Here is a 13,243-nt window from a genome sequence, read left to right on the forward strand (position 1 = left end):
GACAACTATATCAGTATATCACCTATCCACTCCCTTGTCAACACTTTTTTTGAATTTTTTTATCTTTTTTACAAATTTATTTCCCACCACCATCAAAATCACTGATAAATCAATAACTAATAGGGAAAGGTAACATCTCCCTCTTACCTCTCCCTTATTCTCTATATCACCGTGCTGCTGAAGTCTATTAAATATTCCTCTAACTCTCGCAACAGTCTTTTACGCCCCTTAAAGCGTTCGTCGCCTAGTGAAATTTAGTATTCAAAGGCACTAACTTAAACATGATCAAAGTTGTAAAGTTGAGGATAGTGTTCGCACTCTGGATTTTTGGGGTGACAAATAGCCCGACCAAAGTAGATCATAGCCTGATGGGCAGCTAGCCAGCGTTCAGGTGGGAGAACATCCATAACACGTTTTTCAACTTCTAAAGGACTTGCTGACTTTTTGACAATATCGTGGTGTTTACAAATACGTTCAACATGCGTATCAACGGCAAAAGCTGGAATACCAAACCCTACACTCATGACCACGTTAGCTGTCTTACGCCCCACCCCAGCTAAACTTTCTAATTCTTCCCGAGTCTGAGGCACCTGTCCATTGAAATCGTCCAAGAGTTGCTGGGCGCATTTTTTTAGAAACTTGGCCTTATTTCGATAAAGTCCTAAGCGTGAAATGTGCTTGGCAATATCTGCCTCGGATGCTGCTGCCATAGCTTCTGGAGTAGGATAAGCTAAAAATAGATTTGGTGTAGCTTTATTAACCGCAGCATCTGTCGTTTGAGCGGATAACATGACTGCCACGAGTAGCTCAAAATGATTTCTAAAATCTAAACTCGGTTTGGCATCAGGAAATAGGGCAATAATCTCCTCGATGACATGGCGTGCTCGTTTTTTTGATAGAACCATCAGTATAGAATCTCCTTTGCTTGTTCTATATTATAGCATAAATTGATAAAGAAAAAGCCGAGCGTGCTCGACCTTTCTTATACTGTTTTTTCAACTTTTAGGATTTTGACGTCATAACTGCCAACTGGTGTTTCTACTGTTGCAATATCACCAGTCTTCTTACCAATCAATGCTTGACCAATCGGACTTTCATTTGAAACTTTTCCCGCAAAGGCATCCGCACCAGCTGAACCAACGATAATGTATACTTCTTCTTCAGTCTCACCGACTTCTTGAATCGTAACAGTTTTACCGATGGCAACTTCATCTTTAGCCACCGAATCACTATCAACAATCACAGCATAGCGAATTTTAGTCTCCAGACTTGAAATTTGTCCTTCAACGAAAGCCTGCTCGTCCTTTGCTGCTTCATATTCACTATTTTCTGATAAATCTCCGTAAGAACGAGCAATTTTAATGCGTTCTACTACTTCTGGACGTCGAACTAATTTCAATTCTTCTAATTCTTGTTCTAATTTTTCCTTTTCTACAAGGGTCATAGGATAAGTTTTTTCAGCCATTACTTTATTTTCTCTCTTCTTTCTATTTTTTTGATAAAACAAAATTATGTGGAAAACCACATAATTTAGTTAGAACTTTCACCTGATTGGTTTAATTTGCTATTAACGTGTTCTTCCACATTCTTAGCGTGTTCTTCGTAAGTATTTGCAAAATATACAGCCCCTGTTTCCACATTTGCTACAAAATACAAGTACTCTGTCTTACTTGGATTAATGGTAGCTTCGATAGCAGACAGGCTTGGACTATCTACTGGACCAGGCATCAAACCTTGCTTCTTGTACACATTATAAGGCGAGTCAAGATTTGTATCAATTTCAGCATCTTCTTTAAGAGTTGTCTTTTGACCAAGTTTTCCTTGAGCATAAAGAAGCGCAATATTGCTCTGAAGTGGCATAGCTTGGTTCAAACGATTATAAAAGACGCTCGCAATATCTTTGCGATCCTGATCAGTTGATCCCTCTTTTTCAACTAAAGAGGCGAGTGTTAAAACATCATTAACCGTCAGATTCTTAGACTCAATTGTTGAGTAATACTGCGATAGATTGGTATTCATAGCAGCCAACATTTGGTCAAGCAGTTCTTCAACCGTGGTTTCTTTTCCATAATCATAAGTAGCTGGGAAAAGATAACCTTCAAGACGATATTTAACACCACTATCCTTGCTCGGCAAAGTTGCTAGAAGCTGCGGATATTTAGCTGCCATTTTTGCAATAAAGTCTTCATCTTGAGCTTTATTTAGAAAATCTTCCTTACTGAATGGTGTTTTAGTATTCTTGTTCGCAGTTTTTGCAGCATTGACAGTAGTTGCTTCGGCAATTTGCTCCAAAGTGTATCCCTCAGGAATTGTTATCTTGCCAAGAACTGGAGGCTGTGGTGTATCTGTTCCACCTTCTTGTAATTGCTTAGCAATCGTGTCTAAGTCCATACTCTTTTGAAGATTATAGTAACCAGATTGGAAATTACCATAACTTCTGATTTTTGAATAAAGATTAAAGACTTGAGCGTTCTTAATCAGGCCTTTCTTTTCTAAAATCTCTCCGATTTGTTTGGTGCTAGAACCGGCAGGAATTTCCACTGTCACATACTCTGCTGATTTGGCATCTACTGGTTTCAGCGCTGAAGAGACATAATTGTATCCTACAAAACCAGTAATACCAAGGCCCAATAGGAAAAGTACCAAGACTGTCATCACGATTCGATTGGCTAGGCCGTTTTTACGTTTTTTCTTTTTACTACTATTGGTACGATCTGCACGTGAACGTTTCTTTCCATGAGCAACATCTCTACGGCTTAGCGTTGGTTCTGCAGTAGAAAAGTCTTTTTTAGCTTCTCTTTCATCTGTAGTGTTTGAATCAGGTAACATTGTTTCTTTTATCTCATCTGCAACTGGTACTGCCTTTTCTTGATAAACTTCTGAATGAGGCACAGAAGTTTGAACCTCTCCAGACTCTATATTTTCCTTCTTAGCAACATCAGCTTGTCCTGGTCCATCAACATTTGATGGAACTTCCGAAATCGTAGAATTACGAACTATATTTTCTAGCACATCTGCCTGAGTATGAACAGTAGGATCGCTTTTTCCCATTGGCTCTTCTACTTTGATCTTACTAGGTTCTTCCTCTACTGAAGTATCCTTCTCTAGAACCTCATGAGATTTTTCAACAGCAGAAACGAGAGATTCCAAGCTCTCCGCCAATTCCATTTCTTTACCTAAAAGAGGCTGCGCTTCTTCCTGAACTGAGTGATTTTGGGTACCATTGGCTGCTGCCAACTCATTCAAAATTTTCTCTTTAAAACTCAGCGTCTTTTCGTTATCCTGTGAATTTTCAGTCAAAAACTTGATCTCCTTCTTCATAATCCCTAACATTATATCTTAAAAGTCAGATAAATGCAATCATATCCGACTTTTAAAACTATATTATTTATGAAAGTTATATCTGGGGATTTTCCCAAACCATATCAAACCATACTTCATCTGCATACGTTGAGGCTGAACGGCCTTCGTTGACAAAGTCATGTTGCTCATAGTAGGCTATCAAATAATCATGACAAGTGAGATTAATGCCGTGGCGTTCATCAGCAATCGCAATCTCCTTCATAACTTTCAACAAGGCTTTTCCTACACCCAAGCCCTGTGCTTCTTTAGAAATGGATAGACTAGTCACAGAGATAAATCCGCCAGCCAGATAGCTATAATCTTCAACGTCCTCCGTAAAGGAAATATCTTTTAAATAGCGTTCTGGTCGGACAGGACCTTCTAAATAGCCCAAAATCTTGCCATTTTTTTCTGCAACCAAAAAAGTTGAGGAAATCTTTTCAATGTGTTTCGCCAGTATTTCACGACTAATAGCCTCTTCTGGACTAAAATTTTCCAATTCGATAGCATAAATGGCATCTAAATCAGCCATTTGAGCTTGACGGATAATCATTCTTTCTCCTTAAAATTGGGATTTTCCCACACCATATCAGACCAAACACCCCCACCATGAGTTGAGTCAGAAATGCCTTCGTGGACGAAACCATTCATCTCATAATAAGGTATCAGCTCATCATGACAGATTAGGCTAATACCCTGTCGATTTTGCTGAACAGCTGTCTCCTTGAGAGCTGCAAGCAATAAGGTTCCGACCCCCTGCCTCTGAAAATCAGGATGGACGGACAGCCTTTGGACAGCAATGAAGCTACCTGCTGAAGGGTTGGATCTGACCTTGCTAAAGAGATCATCTGTCAGATATCGCTCCTGAACAGCTGGCCCAACAATATAGCCCGCCAGCTGACCATGCAGCTCTGCCAGCAAAAAAGTATCCGAGATGCGTTCAATCCGCTCTTTGAGAACTTCTGCACCGACTGCTTCTGCTGCTGGAAAATTCAACTGCTCGATTGCAAAAATTTTTTCCCAGTCGCTAGAGTCGGCCTGCCTAATTCGAATTGGTGCTTCCATCCAGTCACCTCCTACTGAACGTTGCTGGTCAGATTGGACAAGAGACGTTCAAAGGAATATTCATAGGTCTGGATATCTCCAGCTCCCACCAGTCACCTCCTACTGAACGTTGCTGGTCAGATTGGACAAGAGACGTTCAAAGGAATATTCATAGGTCTGGATATCTCCAGCTCCCATAAAGACATAAACGGCATTATCGTGGTCAAGAAGCGGAGAAACATTATCCACGTCAATCACCTTGGCACGCTTCACAATCTTTTCAGCCAAATCTTCGACTTTGACATCGCCCCTATCCACCTCACGCGCAGATCCGTAAATCTGGGCTAGATAGACTGAGTCAGCTTGATTGAGGGCTTCCGCAAATTCGTCCAAGAGAGCAATGGTCCGAGTGAAGGTGTGCGGCTGGAAGATGGCCACAATTTCCTTGCTTGGATATTTCTGACGAGCTGCATCCAGAGTCGCGATAATTTCCGTTGGATGATGGGCAAAGTCATCAATAATGACTGTGTCGTTGACAATCTTTTCTGTAAAGCGGCGCTTAACCCCACTAAAGGTCTTGAGATGTTCCCTTACTAGATTCAAGTCAATACCTGCAATGTAGAGGAGACCGATGACCGCTGTCGCATTCATAATGTTGTGACGGCCAAAGCTTGGAATCTGGAACTCACCCAGCTCTTGCCCACGGAAGGAAACTTTAAATCCTGAACCACTAGTAGAACGCAAGAGGTCGTGAGCAACAAAGTCGTTGCCTTCTTCCTTGAAACCATAGTAGTAAATCGGCGCATTTGAAGTAATACGGCGTAGTTGCTCGTCTTCTCCATAAACGAAGAGTCCTTTTGTAATCTGCTTGGCGTAATCATTGAAAGCATTAAAGACATCTTCCAAGCTTGTGAAATAATCCGGATGATCGAAGTCAATATTGGTGATGATCGAATATTCCGGATGATAAGGCATAAAATGACGTTCGTACTCGTCTGATTCAAAGACAAAATACTTGGCATTAGCAGAACCGCGACCTGTACCATCCCCAATTAGATAGCTAGTATCTGTGATATTAGACAGAACATGAGAAAGAATACCCGTTGTCGAAGTTTTCCCGTGAGCACCTGCTACTCCTAAGCTGACAAAGTCACGCATAAAGCTACCCAAAAATTCATGGTAGCGCTTGTAGCTAATACCATTGGCATCTGCATAGGCAATTTCCACATTGTTATCTGGACGGAAGGCATTACCGGCAATAATTTCAAAATCTGACTGGAGATTTTTCTCATCGAAAGGCAAAATGGGAATCCCAGCCTGCTCCAGACCACGCTGAGTGAAATAATATTTATCAACATCGCTTCCCTGAACCTTATGGCCCATCTGATGCAACATCAAAGCCAAAGCGCTCATACCTGAGCCCTTAATTCCGATAAAATGATAGGTTTTCGTCATGATTACTCCTTAAATCTTAAACAACTGAAGCCTTATTGTCCTTGGGCATCTGAACTCAACTTGGTGATGTCCAATTCCTGTGCTTTTTTATGCTTATTGTGTTTTTCTCGCTTCTTGCCCTTGTTATAGACTTGGCTGGTTTTGAGAAAATCGTAGTTATTCTTTTTCTTTTTTTCTGGATTCGTTGGTACTTCTATGAGAGGTTGAGACTGAACATCTGCTAATATGTAGCTATCTTGCTTTAGCTTATCACTGAACTTCGTTAACTCACCTGGATTTTCCTTTTGGAAAGGGGCTGTTGGTTTAACTGGATTTCCCTCAAAAGGAGGTGCCACCTTCCGACTACGAACCTTATTTGGGAGCTTGCTCGTCAAATAAGCAGCTGAACGTTTTTTCCTCAGATCAGCCCGAGCTTCCTCTCGTGCTTGCTCAGCATAGCGAATAGCTGGATCTTTCTTATCAATCGGCTTTTTAAAGTCCGTAACTGGAGCTTGCTTCTTTCTAGCTTTACTTACAGTTTGACTAGGAGTAGCATGAGCAGGATTTTCTGGCTTAGCAATCGGCATCCATTCTAAATAATTACGGTCCTGATAGTCCCCTTTAATGTTGCTAATCAGATCCAACTCATCGTACAAATTCATGTGTGGCATTTCTGTCAACATGATTTCGTCATCAGCAATTATAGGAAATTTAGTATTTGTCATAGCATGTCCTTTCAACTCTTCATTATTATAAACTATTCAAACTATTTTTCAAGCGATTCAGATGAAATTCCAAGAATTTCTCGAATTTCTTCCATCGAAAGACTAGAGCGAGACTCTGCACCATCTAGAATCGTTGAAACTAGATTTCGTTTGGTGTCCTGTAATTCCTGAATTTTTTCTTCAATAGTCCCCCGTGTAATCATACGATAAACTTTTACATTCCGTTCCTGACCGATGCGATGAGCCCGACCAATAGCTTGGGCTTCTACTGCAGGATTCCACCAAAGATCCACTAAAATAACAGTATTTGCACCAGTTAGATTGAGACCGACACCACCAGCTTTAAGAGAAATCAGGAAGGCTGATCTTTCTCCTTGATTAAAGGCTTTGGTCATCTCCTGACGTTCTTTTGCTGGAGTTGAGCCTGTGATTTTGAAGGACTCCATTCCCATCTGGTTCAGTTCTTGCTCGATAATATCCAGCATGCCACGGAATTGTGAAAATATCAGAACACGATGTTCACCGTCTTGGATCTGCTCCAACAGCTCACGTAAACTTTCCAGCTTGCCGCTTTCCCCATCGTAATCATCCATAAAAAGCTTGGGAGTATCACAGATTTGACGGAGTCGCATAAGACCAGACAAAATTTCGATTTTACTACGATTGATTTCCTCCTCTGTTGCATGGAGAATTCGCTCCTGCATTTGCTTGAGCAGAGCTAGATAAATCGTTTTCTGGCTGTCTGCGAGTTCATTACGATAAGAAATCTCAATCAAATCAGGAAGCTCCTGCAAGACTTCTTCTTTCTTACGCCTCATGACAAAGGGTTTAATATAGCGCGCAACCGTTTCTGCCGGCATCTTCAAAAAAGCTTTCTTGCTCGGTAATAAGCCCGGAAGGACGATCTGAAAAATTGACCAAAGTTCGCCGAGATGATTTTCAATCGGCGTGCCAGACAAGGCATAAGTCCGCTCCACCTCAAATGCTCTCAGATATTGAGCAATCTTGCTCTGGTCATTCTTCATGACCTGCGCTTCGTCCAATACCAAATAGTCAAAATGAAGTCCTTTATACTCTTCAACATCTTGTCTGAAGGAAGCATAACTGGTAATGGTAATCTGATGGTCTTCCGCAATCACAGCATCTCGAACATTTTTCAGTCCATACACAACAGCGACATCTAGGTCTGGAGCAAATTTGGCAAACTCATCGCTCCAGTTGTAAATTAGACTCGACGGCGCCAAAATCAAAACTTTCTTAGACTTGGTCAAATGAGCAGTCAAGAAAGAAATGGTCTGAAGGGTCTTTCCCAAGCCCATGTCATCGGCTAGAATGCCACCAAATCCATATTTATTCAGAATGGATAGCCATTTTACACCCGTTTCTTGATAATCTCGAAGCTCTGCCTGAACTTTCAGCTTAGGCAGAGGAAAATCCTCTGGGTGGGTCAAATCATAAGCCAGCTGGCGAAAATCCTCCGACAAGTCAACCCTTTCCTGATCTTTGAACAATTCAGAGAGTTGATAGGCAGCCAGGCTATGCGTTTGGATGACCCCATTTCGGGAGTGTTTGCTTCTCAATTGTTGCAAGGTCTGGCTGATTCGCTTACTATTCTCATCAAAAATCACAACTTGACCCGTCTTGCTGATAAAGTAATCCTTTTGGCTCAACAACGAATCTAGAACATCATCTACCTCAGACTGATCGATACCAGTAAAATCAAAGCCAATATCCAAGAGCCCACCATTCATACTGATGGAAACCTTCGGAGGTGCTGTTTGTGATAGACTCTGCAGCTCATCTGACAAGTAGACATTGCCCAATGCTCTAAAGCGCGGAATCAAGACAGAGAAGAAACGGTAAATTTCTTCGGGTCGTAAAGGCGGACGCTGGCTGATAAAATCATCTGCAAAACCTGCCTCCAGCATTGCTTTAAAAACTTGCTGTTCCCGCTCAAAATTGCTGGCAAAAGGTAGATTTATCAGCTCTTCACGACTGGTTACAGTCTGACTACCATAATCAAAGACAAGATCCAGCAATACTTGCTTGTCAGCCCCTAAATAAAAATTGAAATCCACGGTAAAATCATGAATGAACAGTCGCTCAGGTGCTGTCACACGGCCAATTTTTTTAAACTCAAGCAGACTCACTGCCAGTTTGGACTGCTCAGACACATCAAACTGCAGGCGCTTGACGCGCTCTTGCTCAATCGGCAATTCCTGTAATGCCTTGACTAACTTGGTCTGCTGAGCTGTCAGTTGATAGAAGGTCTGATTATGAAAGATAAATTGCCCCCCATAGAGCAGCTTATAATTCTTTTCAGATATCAGCAGCTCAAAAAAGTTTTCCCGTTCTTGCACCTCAAACTGATAAATCTCCGCCTCTTCATGCAAATCTTGGAAAAATACCTCAGCATAATCATAAAAGCTATATTCCAAACGAAACGAAGTGAGATTCATCAAGCGAGTCACGCCTTCCTCAAAAAGACTGGCTGGAAAATAAAGGTGCCGCCCAGCATTGGGAAAGACCAACGAAGAGTCCTGTCCCTTATAATCCGTCACCAAGCCTCGTAAAAATTCTAGTAGGTCTTGACTAGCTTCATCAAAATTCTCCATTCGGATAGGCTCATAGTAGTTCTTACCGATTTGATAATGCCCACCCTTATTCAAGGTTCTCAAAAAGGACAAAATATCACGCACTACATAAGAGCGCTCATCCGGCAGACGGCTAATCCGCAGGCTCCATAAAAATTGTCCTGTGTAAGCATCTTCCTGTCCAGTCGCTGATAGCTCATAACGCATTTGCTGACTGGATTTATCTAGCAAAATCTTATCCAAAAAAAGGCTACCAAAAGAAACCAATTTCTGGGCTTCCTGACTAGAAGACTCTTTGTCTGTCATCTTCGCCAGCAGATCTTTACCCACCGAATCATTTTTCAAAAAATATTCCAAGGCAGCCAGATGGGCACAGTACTTCTTCTTTTGAAAAAAATCACAGGAGCAGAAAACTGCATCATCATCTAGACTATAGCGTAGATTGTACTGATCCACGCGCGTGTATAAAAAGGAATCTTTGACGTCAAGAATTTCGACTTTTTTGCTGTCACAGAGGGCAATTCCTTCCGTTCGAATTTTACCTGGAATTAATTTAGCCATACCTACCACCTAACATTTATCCCTTTATTATACCATAGGACAGCTATAAAAATAAAATAGAATTTCTTTATTTGCAAACATTCTTTGAAGTAGAATAAGCGAGAGCTTTCTCTACAACAAAGAGCCGTCCATTGGACAGCTCTTTTACATTATTTTACTTCTAACAAACCGATATCTCCATCTTCACGACGATAGATAACATTCGTTGTACTATCTTCAACATCTGTGTAGATGAAGAAGTCATGTCCCAACAAATCCATTTGCAAAATAGCTTCATCTAGATCCATTGGTTTCAAATCAATATGCTTAGAACGTACTACTTTGGAAGATGCTGCATCAGCGTCTTCTACTAAAGCATCAGTGAACAACTGGCTAGTTGCAACCTTGTTCCGGTTTTTCTTTTCAATTTTTGTCTTATTCTTACGAATCTGACGTTCAATCTTATCGATAACTAGGTCGATAGATCCGTACATATCTTGCGAAACATCTTCTGCCCGAAGGGTAATAGAACCAAGAGGAATCGTTACTTCGACTTTCGCCGTCTTCTCCCGGTACACTTTCAAATTTATCCGTGCATCAAGTTCTTGCTCTGCTTGGAAATACTTCTCAATCTTCTCAAGTTTAGAAACTACGTAGTCACGGAGAGCATCAGTTACTTCTAGGTTTTCACCACGGATACTATATTTAAGCATATAAGTACCTTCTTTCTAAACATAAATGTTTTATTTACAATATCATTATAACGCTTTCATTCTTTTTTTGCAAATATTTTCTTATCTTGCGAGTGAAAATGTCAAAACTTCTTTCACACCTGCTTCCAGCAATAATTCTCGAGCTAATTGCAAGGTTTTTCCAGTCGTATATACATCATCTATCAGAAGAATTTTTTCTGGCAGAAGGACATCTTTTACCAATGTAAAACATTGCTGGCTTTTTAAACGTTCTTGGCGATTTTTACTGGATTGGGCAAGCGCATCCTGCTTTTCCAGCAACTGTTTATAAGGCAAACCAGCCGCTTGCAAGAAGCCTTCCACCTGATTAAAACCTCGACTTTGGTATTTTTCAGGGCTGACTGGAATAGGAACCAGAGTATATTCTTTGAAGTTTCTGAGACTTTTTTTGAGAACTTCCGCAAAAACAAATCTCAGAAGATAATCTCCTTGAAACTTGTATTTGCTGAAGAAATCCTTCATCAAATCATTATAAAGAAAGCAAGCCTGATGCTGCACCAAATAGCCTTGCGTTTCCCATATTTGACAATCCGAGCAGACTTTCGCTTCCCCATCCTTCCAGCAACGTGGGCAATGGATAGAGGAAATCGCTTCAAATCCTGCTCGACAATGTTTACAAATTGTATTTTGCTCTTTTTGTAATAAAATCAAGGAAGAAAAAGTCCTATTTTCTTCTACTGCCTGGCTGCATAACAAGCAATTTCTCATAGGCCGGCCTCCTTGTTCATCAGTTTGATTTCACGAATCGCTTTTTCGATTGAATGTGTGGTACCATCGTGAAAGAAGAATAAATCTCCCGTTGGCCTCTCCATACTACGTCCCACTCGGCCAGAAATCTGAACCAAGGCGCTACGACTAAAGAGGCGATGGTTGGCTTCCAGAACAAAGACATCTACACAGGGAAAGGTCACACCACGCTCTAGGATGGTCGTCGTGACTAGAATAGTAATTTCTCGTTTGCGAAACTCTTCAACGATTTCTAGACGATTTTCAGTTGTCGAAGCCACAAATCCGACTCTTTCCGCTGGAAATATCTCCTCCAAAACTTGCGCAAATTCTTGACCTCTTTTGATTTCCGAGGCAAAGATCAGTAAGGGAAAGCCTGTTTTTCTCTGTCTCTCGATATACTTCTTCAATTTAGGTGGTAGTTTCTTTTTTGCTAGATATTTTTGAAAATCTGCCAGCCAAACTTTTTGGGGCACAATCAAAGGATTGCCATGGAAGCGACGAGGAAGACTAAGTCGTTTTAATTCTCCTTTTTGAACTTTTTTATCTAGCTCATCCGTCGAAGTGGCAGTTAAGAAAATCGTCGTTCCCTCCTCCTTGACTGACTGCTCCACGGCATGGTAGAGTACAGGATTGTCCACATAAGGAAAAGCATCTACCTCGTCCACAATCAGCAAATCAAAGGCTTGATAAAATCTGAGGAGCTGATGGGTAGTAGCAATGACCAAGGGACTACGAAAATATGGCTCGGATTCCCCATGCAAAAGCGAAATCGGGCAGGCAAAATCCAGCTTGAGCCGGCGATAAAGCTCCAAACAGACATCAATCCGAGGGCTGGCTAGGCAAACGGCACCTCCACGATCAATCACTTCTGCAATCACCTGATAAATCATTTCCGTTTTGCCCGCCCCAGTCACTGCATGGACTAGGCTATTCTGTTTTTGAGCAACTGACTCTAACAGTCCCTGAGAAACTTTCGCTTGAAAGGCTGTTAATTGTCCCTGCCACTTGAGTACCTGATTTTCTGGGAAATCTTCCTGTGGAAAATAGTAGAGTTCTTGATCACTCCGAACTCTCCCCAAAATCAAGCATTCCCTGCAATAGTAGGCATTGACAGGTAGTTGGTAGTTCTCCTTGTCCACTTGAGAGCCACAGCGGCCGCAAAACAACTTCTTCCTTTCCTCTCGCATACTGGGCAGTCGCTGGGCCTGCAAGCGCAGCTCAGGGCTGAGCTGATCCTTTGTAAATATTCTACCTAGGCAATCATTTCTTTCTAACATACTTTTTTATTCGTAAAACTTTTGGAAAAATCTATTTTTTTGTGTACAATAAAACTATGGAATATAGAACAATTAGACAAGACGGCCAAGCCCAAGAAGAAATTAAAAAATCTCGTTTCATTTGCCACGCCAAGCGCGTTTACTCAGAAGAGGAAGCCAGGGATTTTATTGCTGCTATCAAAAAAGAGCACTATAAAGCCACTCATAATTGCTCTGCTTTTATTGTCGGGGAGAAAAGTGAAATCAAACGAACCAGTGATGACGGCGAGCCCAGTGGTACGGCAGGCATTCCTATGCTAGGTGTCATGGAGAATCACCAGGTGACCAATGTCTGCTTTGTGGTCACGCGCTATTTTGGTGGGATTAAGCTAGGAGCTGGTGGGCTCATTCGGGCTTATGCTGGCAGCGTCGCTTTGGCAATTAAAGAAATTGGCCTGATCGAAATCAAAGAACAGGCGGGCCTGCGCCTCAAAATATATTACAGCCAGTACCAAAACTTCGATAACTTTTTAAAAGCTGAAGATCTGATCGAATTCGATACAGAGTTCACAGATCTAGTTGCCACAACCATCTATATCGACAAGCAGGAAAAAGAAACGCTAGAGCAGAAATTAGTTGAATTTTTCAATGGAAAAATCCAAATTGACGATCAAGGTTTGCGCGAGGTTGAAATTCCTTTAACAGTTGAATAATCTTAAGGGCTAGGCCTAGTGATAAAGAATTTTTATCGTGGCCATAGCTTTTTTATATTTTACAAAGTGCCACTTTCAGCTTATACTAGTCTCATTAAAGTATTGAGGTAGGAA

12 protein-coding genes are annotated in these 13,243 nt (G+C 41.3%); 1 reads left to right on the plus strand and 11 read right to left on the minus strand.

All coding sequences use genetic code 11. The annotated features are described in order from the left end of the window. Positions 1 to 275 precede the first annotated feature (275 nt). From nth to D8872_RS05750, 11 genes are all read right to left on the minus strand, one after another. Positions 276 to 905, minus strand: coding sequence for an endonuclease III (nth, locus tag D8872_RS05700; RefSeq protein ID WP_125390258.1), 630 nt, complete (start codon positions 903 to 905; stop codon positions 276 to 278). 77 nt (positions 906 to 982) lie between these two features. Continuing rightward, a complete protein-coding gene (gene greA / locus D8872_RS05705; RefSeq protein ID WP_005592281.1) occupies positions 983 to 1,465 on the minus strand; it encodes a transcription elongation factor GreA in 483 nt (160 codons plus the stop codon). Positions 1,466 to 1,530: 65 nt separating this feature from the next. After that, a complete protein-coding gene (mltG, locus tag D8872_RS05710) occupies positions 1,531 to 3,333 on the minus strand; it encodes an endolytic transglycosylase MltG (RefSeq protein WP_185761400.1) in 1,803 nt (600 codons plus the stop codon). Between the two features lie 64 nt (positions 3,334 to 3,397). Then, positions 3,398 to 3,895 carry a GNAT family N-acetyltransferase gene (locus tag D8872_RS05715; protein WP_125390260.1) on the minus strand — a complete coding sequence of 166 codons (498 nt, stop codon included), beginning with the start codon at positions 3,893 to 3,895 and terminating at the stop codon, positions 3,398 to 3,400. Then, on the minus strand, positions 3,892 to 4,407 hold the full coding sequence (locus D8872_RS05720; RefSeq protein ID WP_125390261.1) for a GNAT family N-acetyltransferase: 516 nt from the start codon (positions 4,405 to 4,407) through the stop codon (positions 3,892 to 3,894). Before D8872_RS05720 ends, D8872_RS05715 begins: the two co-directional genes overlap by 4 nt. A 99-nt stretch (positions 4,408 to 4,506) precedes the next feature. Next, positions 4,507 to 5,841, minus strand: a complete 1,335-nt coding sequence (gene murC / locus D8872_RS05725; protein WP_125379775.1) for a UDP-N-acetylmuramate--L-alanine ligase — start codon at positions 5,839 to 5,841, stop codon at positions 4,507 to 4,509. Positions 5,842 to 5,873: 32 nt separating this feature from the next. Next, on the minus strand, positions 5,874 to 6,545 hold the full coding sequence (zapJ, locus tag D8872_RS05730) for a divisome accessory protein ZapJ (protein ID WP_005591897.1): 672 nt from the start codon (positions 6,543 to 6,545) through the stop codon (positions 5,874 to 5,876). A gap of 41 nt (positions 6,546 to 6,586) precedes the next feature. Further along, complete coding sequence (locus tag D8872_RS05735) at positions 6,587 to 9,700, minus strand: pilus expression-regulating Snf2 family helicase (RefSeq protein WP_048792193.1); 3,114 nt, start codon at positions 9,698 to 9,700, stop codon at positions 6,587 to 6,589. Between the two features lie 149 nt (positions 9,701 to 9,849). Further along, a complete protein-coding gene (gene hpf, locus D8872_RS05740) occupies positions 9,850 to 10,392 on the minus strand; it encodes a ribosome hibernation-promoting factor, HPF/YfiA family (protein WP_005591895.1) in 543 nt (180 codons plus the stop codon). A gap of 81 nt (positions 10,393 to 10,473) precedes the next feature. Then, on the minus strand, positions 10,474 to 11,139 hold the full coding sequence (locus D8872_RS05745) for a ComF family protein (protein WP_005591894.1): 666 nt from the start codon (positions 11,137 to 11,139) through the stop codon (positions 10,474 to 10,476). Beyond that, positions 11,136 to 12,437 carry an ATP-dependent helicase ComFA gene (locus tag D8872_RS05750; protein ID WP_125390262.1) on the minus strand — a complete coding sequence of 434 codons (1,302 nt, stop codon included), beginning with the start codon at positions 12,435 to 12,437 and terminating at the stop codon, positions 11,136 to 11,138. The genes D8872_RS05745 and D8872_RS05750 overlap by 4 nt, the downstream gene beginning before the upstream one ends. Positions 12,438 to 12,493: 56 nt before the next feature. On the opposite strand from D8872_RS05750, the gene D8872_RS05755 reads away from it, so the two are divergent. Then, positions 12,494 to 13,129 (plus strand): YigZ family protein, encoded by a 636-nt coding sequence (locus tag D8872_RS05755; RefSeq protein WP_125390263.1) that lies wholly within the window; start codon positions 12,494 to 12,496, stop codon positions 13,127 to 13,129. Positions 13,130 to 13,243 lie beyond the last annotated feature (114 nt).

This window comes from Streptococcus cristatus (assembly GCF_003943815.1).
GTDB lineage: Bacteria > Bacillota > Bacilli > Lactobacillales > Streptococcaceae > Streptococcus > Streptococcus cristatus_F.